The organism is Lawsonibacter hominis (genome assembly GCF_014287895.1).
GTDB lineage: Bacteria > Bacillota > Clostridia > Oscillospirales > Oscillospiraceae > Lawsonibacter_A > Lawsonibacter_A hominis.
This window is the reverse complement of sequence record NZ_JACOPP010000004.1, coordinates 1-19,704: the sequence shown is the minus strand read 5'-3', so window position 1 is coordinate 19,704 and position 19,704 is coordinate 1. Positions and strand designations below refer to the sequence as shown.

Sequence of the window (19,704 nt, the reverse complement as noted above, 5' to 3'; positions counted from 1 at the left end):
CGCCCGCGTCCGCGTGTTCGGCCTTTGAGACAGCCCAGTGCAACAAGAACCGCTCGACAAGATATGACAGAATTTGCTTTGAAACTGTGATGCACTTGAGATGTGCCCGCCCGGAGTGGTATACTGTTCTCAGTCAATTATAGGGGTGAATAGCTTGGCTGATATTGAAAATGCTGCCGTTTGGGGCATTCACCCGAAGGATGACTCCATATTTTTGAATCAGGATATCATTGCGATAACGTGACCATGTGCTTATGTTTCGGAGCTGCGCCAGTTCTCTTTTGGCGAGGCGGCCGGCGTGTGTGATAAACTTCATATGAGCTCGAACATATGAACTGCGGGGTGGTGAAATTGAAAAGAGCCAAGCTTGGATTTACGGCCTGGCCTCTGTACCGCAAGCTGTTTTTGGTCATGGCGCTGATTTCGCTTGTGCCGGTGTTGATTGTGCTATGCGTAGCTCTGATGCTTACATACAGGACGATGGAGGAGCAGCTTGTATATGACAGCAAGATGAGCGTGGAATGGCTCCAGGAGCGGCTGGAGATGGAAATTGAGGACTATACGCGGACGTTTTACGAAGTTGAAATAGACAAGGATTTCAGGAGCGCCCTCTCTCAGTGGTGCTTACAGGGAGACGAGCTCAACTACAGCTCCAAGCTGGAGCTCATAACCGGGCTCAACCAGACCGTCAGCATAAACAGGAACATAAACGCGATAGAGCTTTACAACCTCAGCCGGGACAAGGCCCTCATCGCGGAGCGCTCCAGTACGTTTTTCACAGATACGGACGGCCGGCTGGAGCAGTGGCTCTCTCGCGACGAGGCGCTCCAGAGCAATCTGGTGTTCCTGAGAAACGGCAGGGAGATACTTCTCATGCACCAGATGCACCGCTTTGAAAACGGCGAGCCATATGCGCTTTTGGTGCTGCGGCTGAGGGCTTATTTTGTGCAGGACATACTTGACGCCATCAAATCCACACCGCAGGAATCCATCATACTTTTCAACGACCAGGGAGAGGTCATAGAATCCGACATGTCCGAATACGCGGGATTCGGTGCGGAAGAGGCGCTTGGTTACGCAGAGCGGCTGTCCGGGACCATCTCCGGCCACACCCACGAAAACGGCTGCTACTGGTTTTACCGCTCCGTCAGCGGCGGCAAGCTGAATATCGTCCAGGCCATGCCGGACAGCGCGATACGCAGTTCGCTCGAGGGCACTCTTGTAAGCGGCATTTTTGTCGCGATACTCGCGGTGGCGGCTTCGATGCTGTTTTCAGCCATAGTGTCGCGCGTGATAAGCCGCCCCATAGTCGAGCTCGCCAATACGATGCGCAGCAGCACCTTTGAGGACAACGTGCTCGTGCGCTCCCGGCGCAGCGACGAGATAGGCTTCCTGCTGGACAGCTTCAACCTCATGCAAAAGCAGAACAAGGAGCTCGTGGACAGCGAGTACACCAGCCAGATAGCCCGCCGCAGCGCACAGCTGCAGGCGCTCCAGTCGCAGATAAACCCCCATTTTCTATATAACACTTTGCAGGTAATCGGTGGCCTGGCCCTGCGGAAAAACGCGCCCGAGATATACTCCGTCACGACCGCGCTCGGGGACATACTCCGCTACAGCCTGAACTTTACGGACGAGACCGTCTCCCTCGCCGAAGAGCTGCACTATTTTGAGAGCTATCTCTCCATCCAGAAGCAGCGGTTTGGTGACAAACTGCACATCAGCATAGCCGTGCCCGGAGAGATAGCGGCCGCTCCGGTCCCGAAGCTGATATTGCAGCCGATACTCGAAAACAGCTTTCAGCACGGCCTGCCGGACAAGAAGGCGTGCTGGGACATATCCATCGAAGCCGTGCGCAGGGACGGCCGGCTGGAAATAACCGTCTCCGACAACGGCGTCGGCATACCGCAGGAGAAGCTCGCAGAACTCCGGGAGACGCTGCGGACGGCGAACTACGGCGGCCTTCGCTCGGGGCGGCACATAGGCCTCGCCAACGTGAACATGCGAATACGGCTGCGCGACGGCGGAGATCCGTTCGGCGTGGACATCCAGAGCGTCGAGGGAGAGGGCACCGTCGTAACGCTGGTGCTCAGGGACAGGCTTGGAGAGGAGGGAAATAATGAACTGCACCGCAGTGATAATTGACGACGAGCCCTGCGTCCGGGACGTCGTGAAAGCCCTGGGGCATTGGAGCGAGCTGGGCATTGCCGTGGTCGGAGAGGCGGAAGACGGGGCGGCCGGTTTGGAGCTGGTCATGCAGCTCAAGCCGGACATCGTGATATCGGACGTCAAAATGCCGCGCATGAGCGGGCTTGAGCTCGCCTCCCGGCTCCAGAGCGCGCCGTGCCCGCCTCAGGTCATGATAGTCAGCGGGTATGACGACTACGACCTCGTGAGGCAGGCCCTGAAGTGCGGCGTCACCGACTATCTGCTCAAGCCCATCAAGGAGTCGGAGCTCAACGAGCAGCTGACAGCCTGCGCTCGGGCGGTGTCGCAGCGCTCCGCGGACGCCCTCAAGCCTTCAGAATGGCAGGCCATACTCGAGGGCAAACCCTGGCTGGTGCGCTTCCGCTCCTTCCAGTATGAGTTGGGCGAGCTGCTGAGAAGCGCCGACAAGAAGGTGATACAGGAGCGGTTTGCCGCCCTCAAGGCCGGGATAGGCGGCGACGCCGGCCTGCCGGAGACGATATACTGCTATTACTCGCTCGTCGCCGTGCTGCAGGGCTTCATGCAGGAGAACGGCCTGGAGGGCGGCGGCGAGCTCAGCTACGTGTTCGGCAGCGGGGACGACATGGACGGCGTCCTGAACCGCGTCTGCGAATGGTTCTGCGAGGCCTCGGACGAGGCCGCCCGGCGCCTGAGGCAGCGCGGGCGGCTGGATATCGGCCAGGTCAGGCAGTACATAAGCGAAAATTACGACAAGAACCTGAGCCTCCAGTCCGTGGCCGACCACTTCTATGTCAGCCGCGAATATCTGAGCCGCAGCTTCAAGGCCGAGTACAAGGGGAGCTTTTCCGAGTACCTCCTCTCCTGCCGGATGGAGCGGGCGAAGGTCCTCCTCGTCGAGTACAACCTCCCGATAAAGGAAGTCTGGAGGATGCTCCGCTTCGTTGACCAGACGCATTTTTATAAGTGCTTCAAAAGATATTTCGGCATGACGCCGGGCGAGATACGCGCGGCATCAAAAACAGACAACAAAACAGGTCAAGCATAGCTAATGCTATTTGCACAAAAGTTGTGTATTCTTTAATCAGCGATTGGTAAAAGCGACTAAAATGAAAAGGAGGATACACAATGAAAAAGTACCTGGCACTGTTTTTGGCGCTGTGCATGCTCTTGGCGCTTGCGGCATGCGGAGAGCCGTCGGAGCCTGTCGGCAGCTCGGAGCCGCCTGCCGACAGCGGCGAGCCCGTAAGCGAGGAGCCAGTGGAGGCCGAGCTCGACATAATGATGAGCTTCCCGCAGTTCATGGACCAGTGGGAGACCTACTGCAAGCAGTTTGAGGAAAAGATGCTGGCGGAGGAGAACATCAAGCTCACCATAAATCTCGAGATGCCCAGCTCCGGCGACTATGAGAGCGTGCTCCAGACGAGGCTGACCGGCGACGACGCGCCCGACCTCTTCACGCTGCACAGCAACAATATAGCCGCCTACTACGACGCGGGGCACCTCGCGGACCTCTCCGGCGAGGCGCTGGCTGAGAAAATCTATCCCGACGTGGCCGCCATGGTGACCTACGACGGCAAACTCCTGGGCGTGCCCATCGAGAGCCAGGCCTGGGGCCCGCTGTACAACAAGGCCATCTTTGAGGAGTGCGGCCTCGAGGTCCCGAATACGCTGGACGAACTCAAAAATGTCGTCGCCGTGCTGGAAGAAAACGGCTATACCCCCTTCATGCTGGCCTTCCAAGAGCAGTGGGTGCCGCAGCTCATGACCGCGCTGACGCTGGGCGGCAAGGTCTCCGGCGAGGTCCCCGACTGGGTGGACAGGATGAATGCCGGCGAGGGCTCCTACACCGAGATGGCCGAGATTTTCGATGTCATTGACCTCATCATGCAGCACGGCACGGACCGCGCGATGGAGCAGGGCTCCGAGGCGGGCGCCGCCGCCTTCGCAAACGGCGAGGCCGCCATGTTCGTGCAGGGCACCTGGGCCTCCGGGACCATCATGACGACGAACCCGGACATGCAGCTCGGCGTGTTCGCCCTGCCCATAAACAACAACGTGGACTGCACCAGGGTCAATCTCTCCGTATCGACCACCCTGGCCGTCCACCCGTCCAGCGATGAGATGGACCTCGCGCTCAAGTTTGCGAACTACGTCCTGGACGACGCCGACTCCTCCGCGCTCTTCGAGAGCTGCTCCTTCAACCCTCTGGCCACCTGCCACACATATGAGCCCGCGAGCTGGGTGGCGGACGCTTCGGCCTATGTCTCCGAGGGGCGCTGTTATAAGGACCTGGTGCTGCCCTCCGCCGTCACCGATGAGCAGGGCAGGCTGCTCCAGGAGTACTACGTCGGCAGCGTGACCAAGGATGAGATGATCCAGAGGCTTGACGAGGTGTATGCTCAGACGATAGCCGGCTGACAGAATTTTTCCGGAAGGGCGGGCCGCGACCCGCCCTTCTATCTCATGTACGGAGGTGTTCGGCTTGAGCGGAACCAAGAGGGCCAATCTGAGGCTGCTGCTGTTCTGCGCCCCGGCGCTCGTTGTCTACCTTGTATTCAAGCTCTATCCGGCCGTCGCGGGCATCGGCTATGCGATGACGGACTGGAACGGCCTGAGCAAAGACTATGAATTCGTGCTCTTTGACAATTTTATTGCGGCGTTCAGGGACAAGTATTTCTGGCAGTCGGTATGGTTCACGCTGAAATATGTCGCCGTCATGGTCGCAGTTGCCAACACGGCCGCTCTGGCGCTGGCCGTAGCCATCGAAAGCCGCAGGCGCGGACGCGGGGTATACCGCACGATTTTTTACATGCCGAACATGATAAGCATGGTCATCGGCGGCTACATGTGGATGTTCATCTTCACGAAGGTGCTCTACTACATGGCCGACAACTGGGGCATGAAATTCCTCGACCACTCCTGGATAGGCGACCCCAGGTATTCCTTCGCGGCCATCATCATAGTCGCCTCCTGGGCCACGGTGGGCTATCTCATGATAATCTACATGGCGGCGCTCCAGGGCGTGCCGAAGGACCTCCTTGAGTCCGCCGAGCTTGCGGGAGCCAACTCCAGGCAGTGCTTCTTCCGGGTGACGCTGCCGCTCATCCTCCCGGCCGTGACCATATGCGTGTTCTGGACGCTGAACTCGGGCTTTCAGGTGTTCGACGTCATCTACGCTCTCACGGGCGGCGGGCCGGGGCGGGCCACGCAGTCTGTCGCCATGAACATCTATGAGGAGGCCTTCCGCGGCAACATACGCTACGGCTACGCCACGGCGAAGTCCACCATCCTGTTTGTCATCGTCCTCATAATAACGCTCATCCAGCTCCGGGTGATGAAGTCGAGGGAGGCGGAGCTGTGAAAAGACGCAGGAAACTGGGAGGAGCCCTCGTGCATCTCCTGCTCATCATCGGGGCGCTGTTCTGGCTCGCACCGCTGCTGCTGGCGCTCATGAACTCCTTCAAGACAAACGGCGAGCTGCTGACAAACGTCCTCTCCCTGCCCCAATCGCTGAGCTTTGAAAACTACGCCCGCACGCTGGACAAGATGCACTATTTCCGCAGCCTGGGCAACACCGTCCTGCTCTCCGGCGTGAGCGTGACGCTCATCATACTCTTCTCCTCCCTGGCCGGCTGGAAGCTGTGCAGGACGAAGACGCGCCTGTCCAAGTTCATCTTCGGGCTTTTCGTGTTTTCAATGCTCATCCCCTTCAGCTCCATCATGATACCCATATACCGCGTCATCCTCGCCCTCAAGCTGAAAAATTCCCTGCTCGGGCTCTCGCTCGTTTACGCGGGCCTCGGTGTGAGCATGGCGGTGTTTCTGTATCACGGCTTTGTAAAAGGCATCCCTCAGGAGCTCGAGGAGGCGGCGGAGATGGATGGCTGCGGGCAGCTCCAGGTGTTCCGGTACATGGTATTTCCGCTGCTCAAGCCGATCACCGCCACGGTCTGCATAACCAATGTCCTCTGGGTCTGGAACGACTTCCTCCTGCCGCTCATAGTCATCTCGGACAACAAGAAATACACTCTGCTGCTCTCCACAAACACGCTCTTCGGCCAGTACAGCAGCGACTGGACGGCGATACTCAGCGCGCTTATTATAGCCGCGCTGCCCGTCATCGTGTTCTACGCCTTTTTCCAGAAGCAGATACTTCGGGGCATATCCGAAGGCGCGCTAAAGGGGTGACGGCATGGAAAGGCTGTACGTTGAAAAAGGCCGCCTGACGGCGGGCGGCGTCCCCGTGCTGCTGCGCGGCTTCGGCCTGGGCGGCTGGCTGCTGCCCGAGGGCTACATGTGGAGGTTCTACACGAAGTGCGACCGCCCCCGCCGCATAGAGGCCCTTATTGAAAAACTCTGCGGCGCGGAATACGCGGCCTCGTTCTGGGAGCGGTACTACGGCTCCTACATAACCGAGGCCGATATCCGTCTAGCGGCCCAAAACGGTTTCAACTCGGTGAGGCTGCCGTTCAACGCCCGGCACCTGAGGGAGCCGGGGTACCTCCGGTGCATAGACGACTGCGTCCGCTGGTGCGGGAAACACGGGGTGTACGCGATACTCGACATGCATGCCGCGCCCGGCGGGCAGACGGGGCAGAATATTGACGACAGTGAGCGGGATTTGCCAGAGCTCTTCATGCGCCCGGAACACCGGGACGAGCTGTGCGCACTCTGGGCGCTGCTCGCGGCCAGGTACCGCGGCGAAGCGGCCGTGGCGGGCTTCGACCTGCTCAACGAGCCGCTCATAAGGAAGGACGCGGAGCATAACGGCCGGCTTGTCCCCCTTTACCTGCGGATCACGGAGGCCGTAAGGCGCGCCGACCCGGAGCGCATCGTCATCTGGGAGGGCGCACACTGGGCGACCGACTTCTCCGTGTTCGACGCGCTGGAGAGAGAGGACCTGCCGGAAAACCTCGTGCTCCAGTTCCACAAGTACTGGAGCACGCCCGACGAGGAGAGCCTCGGCGGTTTTCTCGGTACGGCCCGGCGGCTGGAGCTGCCGCTCTATTGCGGCGAGTCGGGCGAGAACAACCTGGACTGGTACGCCGCCATGTTCCCGCTGCTGGACAGGCTCGGCATAAGCTGGAGCTTCTGGTCCTACAAGAAAATGGCGACGCCGAACTCCGTCTCCGTGTTCCCCGAGCCCGAGCGCTGGGGCGAGCTGCTGGATTTTCTGGACGGAGGCGAGCCTCCCGCGAGGCCGCAGGAGATTTTCAACGACTTCCTCGCCTGCATAGGCCGCGCAGAGATACGCCGGGACGTCCTCTCGGCGCTCTGCCGGCGCCCGCCGGTACGCATACCCGCCGAAGCCTTCGACGGGTGTCGGGTATCCGGGCCCCGGGGCGCCGGGGCGGACTTCCGCCCCACCTCGCCCGTCACGATAATTTTTGCCGACGGACACACGGGCGCGCCGGATTTCCGCCGCTACGGCGGGGAGCCTCAGCCCGAGAGCGAGCGCATGCTCGTGAAGCTGCGGGAGGGAGACAGCGTGACCTACCGTGTCGCCTGCTCCGGCAGGATCCGGGTGCGGGTGTCGGCCTCAGCTCCCGGCGGGCTGTGGGCAGACGGCGGCTCCGGACTCGTGAGCTTGGAGCGCGAAGGCGGCGGGGCCTTTGTCGAACTGGACGGAAAGCTCACCCTGACCTGTGTGTCGGGCGAGGCGCTTTTGGATTATATAGAGGTATTTGAGCTATGAAAATAATGACCACATCCGGCGGGGCGGCGGGCCGCGCCGCGGTTTGCCGCACCTCTTTTCATCCGGACGCCGCGAACCGGGAGGAACTCATCCTCAACCTGTATCCGGAGGAACGCTTTCAGACCTTCCTCGGCTTCGGCGGAGCCGTCACCGACTCCGCGGCGTATGTGTACTCCACTCTGGCCCCCGAGCTCCGGGCCGAAGTCGTCGGGGCCTGCTACGGGGAGGAGGGGCTGGGCTATACGCTGGCCAGGAGCCATATCGACAGCTGCGACTTTTCGACGGAGCCCTACTGCGCGGACGCGCTGGAGGATGACGCGGCGCTTGAGCGCTTTTCGCTTGAGCGCCCGGGCAAGTACATCTTCCCCATGCTGGACGACATAGTCCGGGCCTGTCCGGGGCTCAAGCTGATGCTCTCGCCCTGGTCGCCCCCGGCGTATATGAAGGACAGCGCGGAGCGCACCGGCGGCGGAAAGCTGCGCCCCGAATACTGCGGACGCTGGGCCAGGTATATGTGCAGGTACGCGCTGGAGTACAGACGGCGCGGATACGGCGTCTTCGCCATGTCTGTGCAGAATGAGCCGAACGCCGTCCAGAGCTGGGAATCCTGCCGATACACGCCGGAGGAGGAACGGGACTTCCTGCTCGGCTTCCTCGCCCCGGAGCTGCGAAGGCAGGGACTCGGGAACGTCGTGCTCACGATATGGGACCACAACAAGGAGCGCCTCTTCGACCGCGTGGACGCCATCTGCTCCGACCCCGAGGCAAACGCCTGCGCTGGCGCGGCGGGCTTCCACTGGTACGGCGGGGACCACTTCGACGCGCTCAGGCTCGTGCGCCGGAAGTACCCGGACAAGCTGCTCATGTTCACGGAAGGCTGCATAGAGTATTCAAAGGGCTCGCACGGCGCGCAGACCGCGAACGCGGAGCGCTATGCGCGGGAGATCCTGCACAGCTTCAACGCCGGCCTGAACGCCTTTTTCGACTGGAATGTGCTGCTGGACATGAGCGGCGGCCCGAATCACAAGGGCAACTACTGCGACGCGCCGATAATGGCGGACATCGTCGCAGGCGAGCTCAAGTACAATCTCAGTTACAGCTATATCCGGCACTTCTCCCGCTACATCCGTCCCGGGGCGGTGCGCATCGGCACCACCTGTTATGACAATGACCTGGGCTTCTGCGCCGCGTTCAATCCCGACGGCTCCATAGCCGCCGTGGCGCTGAACACCTCGGATGAGGAGAAAAGGGGCTTCGTCCGCCTGCACGGAAAGCTGGCCGAGGCCGTCTTTCCGGAGCACAGCATAAGCACCCTGCTCATAGGCGGAGAGGAGGCCTGACGTGGACTGCTGCTTTGACGGCGACGTCTTTGTGCTCCGGGATTACAACCGGGAGCCACCCTTTTCCGGGCTGCTGCCCGGCGTCGCCGGGCTCCGCGGGGTTCCGCTGTGGTGCTTTTATGTGAGCCGCGGCCAGGGCGTGGCGTCCTTCGGCGCGGGGGAGCGCGACGGCGCGATGATGGAATACGTCCCGGCCGTGACGGCGTATGAGGACACGGCGAGGAAGGGCTTCCGCACCTTCATAAGCTGCGGGGGACGCTGCTTCGAGCCCTTTGCGCCCGACGACCCGGCCCAAAAGCAGGAGCTGCGCGTCAGCCGCGCGGCGCTGGAGCTCAGGGCCCTGCACGAGCCGAGCGACATCGAAGTCCGCGTCGAATACCGCATCCTGCCCGGCGAGGACATGGGCGCGCTCATGCGCCGGGTGACGGTACGGAACACCGGCGGCGGCAGCATAACGTTCAGGCTTGCCGACGGCATGGCGCGGGTGATACCGGCGGGCATACGCAACCGCGAGTTCCGCGAGATGGCAAACCTGCTCAAGAGCTATTTTGACGCCCGGCTCGACGGGAGCGGCGCCGCCCTCTTCTCCTCGCGCACGACGACGGAGAACACGGCCAGGGTGGGGAGCGTGCGCCGGAAGAACTTCTACTTTGCCTCAAGCGGGGGCCGGGCCATGAAGCTCGTCTGCGACCCCGTGCGACTGTTCGGCCCCGACACGGCGCTGGGCAGGCCCGCGCGCTTCTACGAGGCCGGCTTCGACATGGGCGGAGCGCCCTCGGACGCCCGCGACGGCATCCCATGCGCCATGGCTCTGGGCGAGTTTTCCCTCGCGCCAGGCGGGGAGGCGGTGATAGACGCCTTTGCCGGGAGCGCGGACAGCGCGGAGCAGGCAGCGCTCTACACACATAAATTTACGGACAAGGCCTGGTGCGACGGCAAACACGCGCTCTCGGAGCAGGTGGTCTTGGAGCCGGCCTCGGCCCTCGAGCTCGAGACAGCAGAGCCTCTGTTCGACGCCTATGTGCGCCAGTGCCTGCTGGATAACGCCCTGCGCGGCGGCTGGCCCGTTACGCTGGGAGGCAGGCTGCTGCACCTGTACGGCCGCAGGCACGGCGATTTGGAGCGCGACTACAACTACTTCCGGCTTCAGGCCTCGCACTATTCGCAGGGCGACGGCAATTTCCGCGACGTATGCCAGAACCGCCGCAGCGACGTGCTGCTGTTCCCCGAAGCGGGCGAGAGCGAAGTTCTGGAATTTCTCGGCCTCATCCAGCCGGACGGATACAACCCGCTTGAGATACATCCCTCGCGGCTCGTCCTCGGGCCCGAAGGCCGGGGCGCGGCGGCGGAGCTGCTCCGCGGCGGGGAGGCGATAATAGAAAAGCTCTCCGCGGGCCTGAGCGCCGGAGAGCTGTGGAGCGAGCTGCGCTCCGCCGGATATGCGGACGCGGACGAGCTGACCGCCAGGCTCTGCCCCCTGTGCGAATACCGGGCGCACTATGAGTTCGGCGACGGCTATTGGATAGACCACTGGACCTATGTGCCGGAACTTGTGGACAACTACCTGAAAATGTACCCGGAGTCGCGGGACAGACTGCTGTTTTTCTCCCGAGTCGGTTGGCCGGAGGCGGGGGCGAGGCTCCGTCCCTTGCGCGAGCGGCTCACAGCCTCCGACCGGGGCCTGCGCCAGTATGAGGCGGTCAGGGAAGCGGCCCTCCCTGCCTCCGGTGCGCCGGAGACGAGCGTTTACGCCAAGCTGTTTTTCCTCGCCGTCCTCAAATGCGCCACCCTTGACCCCAGGCAGACCGGTATGGAGATGGAGGCGGGCAAGCCCGGCTGGAATGACGCGCTCAACGGCCTGCCGGGGCTGTTTGGAAGCAGCTCGTCCGAATGTGCGGACCTGCTTCTTCTCCTGCGAAGGCTGCGGGGCTGGTGTGACCTGCCGGAGGTGGAGTTCCCGTCCGAGTTCATCGGCTTTGCCCGCAGATTGAACGGCCTGCTGCACAGGTTTGACTTTTGCCGCGCGCCGTCCCTGGAGTTCTGGCTCGCGTCGCTGAAGCTGCGGGAGAAGTGGCGGGCCAGGGTATACTCCGGGGAGCTCGGCGGCGGGAGCGAGAATGTGACGCGCGAGGAGCTCCTGAACATTGTCCGCGGGCTTGAAGAGCTCGTTCAAAACGGCCTGCGGCGGGCAAAAAACAGCTCCGGCCTGCTCGACACCTATTTTATAAACGAGCCTGCCGTCGAGGGCGCTCTGCCGTCCGAGGATACCGTCGCGGCGGTGGAAAGCCGTCCGCTGCCGCTGTTCCTGGAGGGTCAGGCGAAGCTCATGCGCGTTTTCCCGGACGAGGCTCCGAGAATACATCACCTGGTCGAGGAAAGCCCGCTCTATGAACGCGAACTCAAAATGTACCGTCTCTGCGCGCCGCTGCACGGAGAAAGCCCGGAGTTGGGGCGCATAACGGCCTTTACGCCGGGCGTCTTTGAGCGGGAGAGCATCTTCCCCCACGCCGAGTTCAAATATCTGCTGTCGATGCTGGACGCCGGTCTGTACTCCGAGCTGTTCGAGCGTATGAGGACCGTGCTTCCGCCGTTTTTTGACCCGGCCCGATACGGGCGCAGCACGCTTGAAAACTCGTCGTACATCGTGTCGTCGGCAAACCCGGACGCGGAGCTGGCCGGCAGGGGCTTCGTCGGCCGGCTGAGCGGAGCGGCGGCCGAGGTCATCACTCTGTGCCTGCGCATGTTCCTGGGCGACAAGTTGTTTTACATGGAAGGCGGACAGCTCGCTTTCGCCGTGGAGCCCGTGCTGCCGGGCTGGCTGTTCAGGGAGGACGGAACCCTCAGCTTCCGCTATCTCGGCTGCCGGTTTTCATACGTCAACCCGTCAGGAAGGCACACCTATGGCCCGGACGGCGCAAGGCCCGGACGGCTTGTCTGCGGCAGCCATGAGTTCTCCCGCCCCCTCCTGCCGTCCGCCCTCGCGTCCCGGCTCCGTGAGAAAAAGCTCGAAGAGCTGACCGTCCTATTTGAATAGCCGAAAACCGAGTGTGTGAAAGGAGAAGCAATGAAAAACGCAAAGCGAATCGTAGCGATGACCCTTGTGACAGCGTTGTGCCTTTTCAGCTTCGTATTGACGGGCTCAACAGAGGCCATAGCGGAATATACGCCCACGCTGTCAATGCTGCACACAAGCGGAAAGTACATCTATAACGAGGAGAATGAGCGGATAACCCTGCGCGGCACCAACCTCGGCGGCTGGCTGATGCAGGAGGGCTGGATGACGCCCCTCGGTTCGGGTGAAATTGACCACAATTTCATAGTAAACATCACCGCGTCGGACACCAATGGAAACAATATTGCAGCGTATGCTAGCGACACCGTGACAGAAAACGGGTTGACCACAAACAACATGAACACATACTGGCAATCCACCTCCGCACAGGCCGCGGACAGCGCGGAGCTGCTGATAGAATTCGACAAGACCAGGTACTTCGACAGAATAGTTGTAGAAACGGGCCCCAATCATACCGGAGACTATCTCAGGGGCGCGGTCGTGTGGATGAGCAACAACTGGACCGACTGGTTTTCTCCGGCCTCGATAACCGTAGATGAGAGCAAGGCGTCGGAGGGCATTATAACTGTACTCACCGGTGAACAATCGGCAAAATATATCGCAATCCGGCCGGGAAGGGCTTCGGAGGACGGACAGTACTGGACCGTGGCAAACATAAGCCTCTGTATGACCGACGAATACAATGTCAGGAATCATCTCATACGCCGATTCGGTGAGAGCAGGACCAATGAGATGATAGCGACCTTCCAGGAAAACTACATCACAGAGGCCGATATTATAAACATTGCAAACATGAATATGAATTTTGTTCGTGTCCCCGTTTACTGGATGGACTTTGCCCTGAAGGACGGAACACTCAGAACGGATGCGGACAGCGGCTTTGCCAGGCTCGACTGGCTGCTAGAGGTCTGCGATGAAAACGGTATATATGTACTTATCGACTTTCACGGCGCGCCCGGGGGCGTGAATTGCTGGGCAAGCTGCGGACAGGCCAGCACAATTCCGACCGAGCTGTATGCCGGAGATCCCGATACAGTAGAATGGAATCAGAGCGTAGTACTCAACATATGGAGCGCCCTGGCCACTCGATATAAGGACAATCCGACGGTAGCCGCCTACGGACTCCTGAATGAGCCCGTGCTGAACTTCGACACGAACCCTGCGTATGAGAACCTTAAATACGGCTTTTATGACGAAATCTACGACACGGTGCGCGCCATTGACAACAACCATATAGTCATATTTGAGGAGTTCATGGACTGGAGCGTGGCAGCAAACCGGCCCGAGCGCCAGACCTGGACAAACTATATGTTCGATAAGCATCCGTACGACATGCCGAATTACCTGTCCTGGGACGCCCAGAAGTCGCTGGCAAACAACACTGTGTCCACGATGTCGCAGATACAGGACCAGTGGAACGTGCCCCTCATCGTCGGCGAGTTCTGCCTTTACTACTTTTCGGACGTGTGGGACGATTTTCTGTCCGACCTCAACGAAAACAGCATCTCCTGGACAAACTGGAACTATAAAGTCAGGGGAACGATATACGAAAGCGGCGGCGGTAATTGGGGGTACTATAACACCTGGGATGGCGAAGACCCGGACCTCATGCACGACAGCGCGAATGAGATAGAGGCGATTTGGGCCGCGACCGGGACCGCCTCCCATTACCAGGCAAACGAGCCGCACATAAACATAGTCTCCGCCAGGGCTGACGGAAGTACAAACCATCCATATGTAGCTCTGGACAGAAGTTCGTGGGTCGTGAGCGCAAACGGCAATCCGCAGTGGCCATATGACCCCGTATCGAACATGATAGACGGCAGCCTCTCAACTCGTTGGACAACAGGCGAGGCCCAGACCGCAGGACATTATGTGCTCGTCGATTTTGGTCAAACCGAAAACTTCGACAAAATAGTGCTGGAGCACGATGCAAATGATTATCCGGGGTCATACAAGGTCGAGATATCACAGGATGGAGCGGTATTTACCGAGGTAGAGCTGAACAATATTCACATAGGCTTCGGGCCTAAAATGGTTTTGCTGCCAAGCACGCCGCAAACATCGAGATATGTAAAGATCAGTTTAACAGGCCCAAATCCTATCGACAACTGGTGGTCTATCTGCGAACTTAATATACTATGGAGAAATGTACATGGTTGAATGCCTTCAGCCACGGAATAGAAGAGATGCCTTTCTGAGCGGCTCGGCTCTAACTGATAAAAGGCCCGGCGTTTGCAAAACGCCGGGCCTTGCTATATTCTTCGGCTTTTATCTTAGCGGCTGTATGTCGGCACCACTCCTCCTTTTCCGGGTTACATGCGGAACGTATCGGCTGATCCTCAAAGTGTTGAACCGCGTCGTTGCTCATACCATGTGCCCCCCAAAAATTTTTATTTTATTGCACCATATTTTGCCTCAAGGTCAACTTTCACCGAATTTTTCGCGCCACTTCGAGCATGGCGGAGCAGAAGCGTTCCCATGGGTACAATGTTTTCAGCGGGGGTTCCCCTGGCTTGGTACGCCCGTTTGGGTCGAAAGGGCCCTGGGACGGGCCTTTGGCCCAAACGGAAACAGACGACGGCAAGAAATTCATGTGTACGTTAAGGGGCCCGGAGCATATGCTCCGGGCCCCTGTTTCAGGCGGCGGTTATTCCCTGAGCAGATAGGCATACTGGTCGTATACGGCGCAGATGGTGCGGCGCAGGTCCTCATACAGGCCGCAGCCGGGGTCGGATACCTCATACGCGCCCACCTGGCCGGCCAGCCGGACCCGGGTCGTTCCATCCGCCAGGCGGAGGAACCCGTCGTTTTCGCTGTGGTCAAAGTCCTCCTCGCTCCAGAACAGGGTGAGCTTCTCCCGGTAAGGACGGCTGTCGTAGGGGCAGAAGGTGGCGCAGTTGCCGCACTCGTTGCACATGCCGTCCACGTGGAGGATCTGGCGCATGGTCATGCCGGGCACCCAGACCGCCACGTTGGCACGGTTGGGGCAGACGCTGGCGCAGGTCTCGCACACGGTGGCGCAGCCCAGGCAGCGGCTGTCGGCGCAGCGTTCGCAGTCGGTGCAGAGGCTGCCGTGTTTTTCCAGCAGGGCCTGATAGCGCTCCGCTTTCCGGTTTTCGGAGGCATAGGTCTCGGTCTCCACTGCGGCAATGGCCCCTGCAGCGCGCGCGGCGTCCGCGATGGCCTCCACCACAGTGCCCGGCCCGTTCTGTCCGTCGCCTGCTACGTAGACGTGTTTCACGCTGCTCTCCAGCGTCTGCGGGTCTACCACGGCCCGGCCCCGTTCGTCTACGGCCAGAGCGTTGGAGCGGTAGAAGGCGGTGTCTACCTTCTCGCCCACCGCGGTGATGACGGTATCGGCGGGCAGGTCCACCGTCTCCCCGGTGTCCGCCGGGCTGCGGCGGCCGGAGGCGTCTGGATCGCCCAGCCGCATGACCCTGCACCGAAGCAGGCCGTCCTTTACGCCCACGGGAGCGAGCAGTTCCCGGAACTCCACGCCGTCGGCCAGGGCCAGTTCCAGCTCCTCCTGATCGGCGGGCATATAGCGGCGGGTACGGCGGTACACCAGACGCACGTTCTTCACCCCGGGGATGCGCCTGGCGGCGCGGGCGGCGTCCATGGCGGTGTTCCCGCCGCCGATGACCGCCACGTTTTCGCCCAGAGTCAGACCGGCGGGCGCGGATTTGGCCTGCTCCAGAAAGTCGATGACATTGAGCGCCTGGCCGTACTCCAGCCCGGCGCTGCCCTTCTGCCAGGCGCCGGTGGCCAGGATCACGTCGGTATAGCCCGATGCCAGCAGAGCGCCCACGTCCGTGACAGTCGTGCCCAGCCGGAACTGGACGCCCATGGCTTTGCAGAGGGCAACGTCGTTGTCGATGGCGTCGTGGCCGATGCGGAATTCCGGAATCACATGACGAACGATGCCGCCCAGGGCGTCCCGGCGCTCAAAGACGGTCACGTCCACCCCGGAGCGGGCCAGGAAGTAGGCCGCGGACAGGCCGGCCGGGCCGCCGCCCACCACGGCCACCTTCTTGCCGGGCACAGGCGCGGCGGGCTTCCGGTCGGACAGCAGGGCGGCAAATCCGCCCTGGGCGGCCTCCAGCTTCTTGGCGCGGATGTAGACCGATTCCTCGTAGCTGCCCCGCATGCATTTGTCCTGGCAGCGGTGGGAGCAGATGGTGCCGGTAATAAAGGGCAGCGGGTTGCGCTGGGTAATGACCCGCAGGGCCTCCTCGTACCGGCCCTCGCCCACCAGACGCAGATAGGCGGGGATGTCCTGCTCAATGGGGCAGCCAGAGCGGCAGGGGGCGGTGAAGCAGTCCAGCAGAGGGACCTTTTGCTCCAGCTTTTTGGATGGGATGGGCTTCATGGGCTTGCGGTAGCGCTCCCCCGCCAGGGCGGCGTCCAGCAGGGCGTCCACCGCGGCCGCGTCGACTCCGCTCCAGGGGGCGCCCTTGCCCATCAGCGCCTGGCCGATCTGGGCAAAACGCTCATAGCCGCCGGGCTTGAGGACGGTGGTGGCCATGGTGATGGGCCAGATCCCCGCGCCGAACAGGCCCTCTGCGGAGAAGATGTCCGCGCCGCCGGAGTAGGAGATGCGCAGCCGGCCTTTGAATGCGTGGGTGAGCTGGCTGGCCAGGGAGAGCGTCAAGGGGAACAGGGGGCGTCCCGACATGTACATCTCCGCGCTGGGCAGCTCCCCGGCGGCTACGTCTACCGGGAAGGTGTTGGTCAGCTTCACGCCGAATTCCAGATCCCGCTCGCCGGTGAGCTTCATCAGCCGGTGGAACATCGGGACGGCGTCCTCCATTTGGAGGTCCTCCTTAAAGTGATGATCGTCGAACTGGATGTAATCGTAGCCAAGGCGGTCCAGAGTCCTGCGGGCAAAGTCATAGCCCAGCAGGGTGGGGTTGCACTTGACGTAGGTGTTCAGGTGCTTTTCCGTGATGAGATAGGTGGCGATGCGCTCGATCTCGTCGGGAGGGCAGCCGTGGAGGGTGGACTCGGTAATGGAGCGGCTGACCTGCGGGGAAATGGCCCTTACATACTCCGCGTCCACGGTTTGGAACCGCTCCAGATGCGCCAGGGTCCAGGTCACGCACTCCTGCCAGATGGGAGAGGCGGAGGCGTCCTTCATGCCTTCGATGTACCGGTCGATCTTCTCGCTCCGAATGCCCGCCAGGTCATAGCCCACGCTCATATTGAATACAAAGGCGTCCGGATCGCCCAGGCCCAGCTCCTTTGCCAGCAGCTTGCAGGCAAACCAGGCCTTTACATATTCTTCGTAGGCCTGGGGCACATAGAGCTCGGTGGACCACTCGCAGTTGTAGCACTCGTCGGCGGCGGTGATGCAGGGCTTGCTGACGCACCTGGCCAGCTCCTCGCCGTCCATGACCTGGACGGTCTTCAGCTCAAAGAACCGGCAGCCCGCCGCGTAAGCGGCGATGATGTTCTGGGCCAGCTGGGTGTTGGGGCCGGCGGCGGGGCCGAAGGGGGCTTCGATTTTTTCGTCGAAGATCGGCAGAGCGCCGCCGTCTTCGTGGCGGGGCAGCTTGGCCACCCCGAAAATACTGCCATAGGTATGATATTCGGATAAGGCCCAGTCCATCAGCTGGGAAAAGGGAATGGGACGCATGATATCGCTCATGACGGAGACCTCCTACATACAATAGATACCTTCTGCAAGGAATACCGGCCGCCGGTCCCCGGATGGACGCGGCGATCCGGGCTGCTCTGTGCGTCAATAGGCGCGGTGATTGAGCCGGCCCCATAGTTTTTTGGACTGCTCCAGACACCAGGCATTGATCCTGCGCCCCGTCCGGCTGCGCCGGGCGGGGGCCCCGGCGGTTTCAAATCTGCGCGGGGCAAGTGAATTGCCCCGGCATCAAGGGTTTGCCTGCGGCAAACCGCTTGTATGAGGACAGGATCAACCTGCGGTTCAATAGGCGCGGTGATTGAGCCGGCCCCATAGTTTTTTGGACTGCTCCAGACACCAGGCATTGATCCTGTCCTCGTCGATCCCCACGAACTCCCGGTCCCGGTAGACAAGCTTACCGTTGATAATGGTGGTACGGCAGTTCTTTCCCATCATGCCGAACAGCATGTGCCCGTCGATGTTTTCCGCGGAGAAGGGGGTAAAGGGCTTGTAATCCATGACGATCACGTCAGCCGCCGCGCCGGGCTCCAGCACGCCCAGCGGCTTTTGGAAGTAACGCGCGCAGATGGCGGGGTTGTTGCGGAAGAGCATGCCCATGGCCTCGCACCAGCCCACGTTGGGGTCGCAGGCGTTATGGCGCTGCATGGGCAGCAGCACCTTCAGGCTCTCCAGCATGTCGTGGGTGTAAGCGTCCGTCCCCAGGCCCAGGAGAATGCCGCGGGCATAGAGCTGGAGCACCGGAGAGCAGCCGACCGCGTTGCCCATATTGGACTCCGGATTGTGGCAGACCATGGTGCCCGTCTCCCTGAGAATGTCCATCTCGGCGGGAGAGATGTGGATGCAGTGGCCCAGCATGGTCTTCTCCCCCAGAATGCCGTTGTAGAGTAGACGGTTGACGGGCCGGCAGCCGTAATTGCGCAGGGAGTCGTACACGTCGTTCATACCCTCGGCCACGTGGATGTGGAAGCCGGTCATACCGTCGTTGGCCCGGACCATTTCCTCGAAGGTCTTGTCCGAGATGGTAAACAGGGCGTGGCCGCCGAACATGGCCCGGATCATGTCGTCGTCCTCGTCCCGGGCCCACCGGGCAAACTCTGCGTTTTCCCGGATGGCCTGAGCGCACTTCTCCGCGCCGTCCCGCTCGGATACCTCATAGCACAGATTGGCCCGGATGCCCACCTCATGGCACACGTCCTTGATGGCGAAGAGAGAGCCGGGGATCTCGCCGAAGGAGGCGTGATGGTCAAAAATGGTGGTCACGCCGTCCCGGATGCAGTCCAGCACCGTGGCGTAGGCGCAGGCGCGGGTGCCGTCCAGCGTCAGGTGGCGGTCGATGTTCCACCACTGGCCGTCCAGCACCTCAAAGAAGTTGGTGGGGCGGAACCCGTCGATGGCCAGCCCCCGGGCCAGGCCGCTGTAGATGTGGGTATGTACGTTGATCAGCCCGGGCATGATGACGCCGCCCCTGGCGTCCACGAACTCTGCCTGGGGGTATTTGGCGCGCATCTGGGCCAGAGGACCCGCCTCCACGACCATCCCGCCGTCCAGGACGACCGCGCCGTCCTCCAGATAGGGGAGCGCCTCGCTCCGGGTGATAAGTCTGCCGTTGCCGACCAGCAGCATATGCCATTCCTCCTTCAGTTGATTTTCGGACTGTAAAGTTAAATGAAAGTTGAAGACCCGTCAGCCCTTCTGGTACAATGGTTTCACCACAAAACACATGTACTCTCGAAAGGAGACGAGTCTTCGTGGCAAGATTATACCAACT

11 protein-coding genes are annotated in these 19,704 nt (G+C 61.2%); 9 read left to right on the top strand and 2 right to left on the bottom strand.

What is annotated here, in order from left to right; all coding sequences use genetic code 11:
* Positions 1-330 precede the first annotated feature (330 nt).
* The 9 genes from H8S57_RS04210 to H8S57_RS04170 all read left to right on the top strand — a co-directional run bounded on the left by H8S57_RS04210 (position 331) and on the right by H8S57_RS04170 (position 14,440).
* Positions 331-2,145, top strand: coding sequence for a sensor histidine kinase (locus H8S57_RS04210; protein ID WP_186906832.1), 1,815 nt, complete (start codon positions 331-333; stop codon positions 2,143-2,145).
* Entirely contained in the window at positions 2,120-3,214 is a 1,095-nt protein-coding gene (locus tag H8S57_RS04205) for a response regulator transcription factor (protein ID WP_186906831.1), read from the top strand. The genes H8S57_RS04210 and H8S57_RS04205 overlap by 26 nt, the downstream gene beginning before the upstream one ends.
* A gap of 80 nt (positions 3,215-3,294) precedes the next feature.
* Positions 3,295-4,587, top strand: a complete 1,293-nt coding sequence (locus tag H8S57_RS04200) for an ABC transporter substrate-binding protein (RefSeq protein WP_186906830.1) — start codon at positions 3,295-3,297, stop codon at positions 4,585-4,587.
* 64 nt (positions 4,588-4,651) lie between these two features.
* A complete protein-coding gene (locus H8S57_RS04195; RefSeq protein WP_243204682.1) occupies positions 4,652-5,530 on the top strand; it encodes a carbohydrate ABC transporter permease in 879 nt (292 codons plus the stop codon).
* Between the two features lie 29 nt (positions 5,531-5,559).
* Positions 5,560-6,357 carry a carbohydrate ABC transporter permease gene (locus H8S57_RS04190; protein WP_369807594.1) on the top strand — a complete coding sequence of 266 codons (798 nt, stop codon included), beginning with the start codon at positions 5,560-5,562 and terminating at the stop codon, positions 6,355-6,357.
* Between the two features lie 4 nt (positions 6,358-6,361).
* Positions 6,362-7,864, top strand: a complete 1,503-nt coding sequence (locus H8S57_RS04185; protein WP_186906829.1) for a glycoside hydrolase family 5 protein — start codon at positions 6,362-6,364, stop codon at positions 7,862-7,864.
* Positions 7,861-9,204, top strand: coding sequence for a glycoside hydrolase family 30 protein (locus H8S57_RS04180; protein ID WP_186906828.1), 1,344 nt, complete (start codon positions 7,861-7,863; stop codon positions 9,202-9,204). The genes H8S57_RS04185 and H8S57_RS04180 overlap by 4 nt, the downstream gene beginning before the upstream one ends.
* A 1-nt stretch (position 9,205) precedes the next feature.
* On the top strand, positions 9,206-12,238 hold the full coding sequence (locus tag H8S57_RS04175; RefSeq protein WP_186906827.1) for a hypothetical protein: 3,033 nt from the start codon (positions 9,206-9,208) through the stop codon (positions 12,236-12,238).
* 30 nt (positions 12,239-12,268) lie between these two features.
* Complete coding sequence (locus H8S57_RS04170) at positions 12,269-14,440, top strand: discoidin domain-containing protein (RefSeq protein WP_186906826.1); 2,172 nt, start codon at positions 12,269-12,271, stop codon at positions 14,438-14,440.
* Between the two features lie 487 nt (positions 14,441-14,927).
* On the opposite strand, the gene ygfK is transcribed toward H8S57_RS04170, so the two are convergent.
* Together ygfK and ssnA are read right to left on the bottom strand one after the other, a co-directional pair.
* Entirely contained in the window at positions 14,928-17,927 is a 3,000-nt protein-coding gene (gene ygfK, locus H8S57_RS04165; protein WP_186906825.1) for a putative selenate reductase subunit YgfK, read from the bottom strand.
* 291 nt (positions 17,928-18,218) lie between these two features.
* The gene (gene ssnA, locus H8S57_RS04160) at positions 18,219-19,559 is read right to left on the bottom strand and encodes a putative aminohydrolase SsnA (protein WP_186906824.1); all 1,341 of its coding nucleotides are present in this window, start codon (positions 19,557-19,559) and stop codon (positions 18,219-18,221) included.
* Positions 19,560-19,704: the final 145 nt, after the last annotated feature.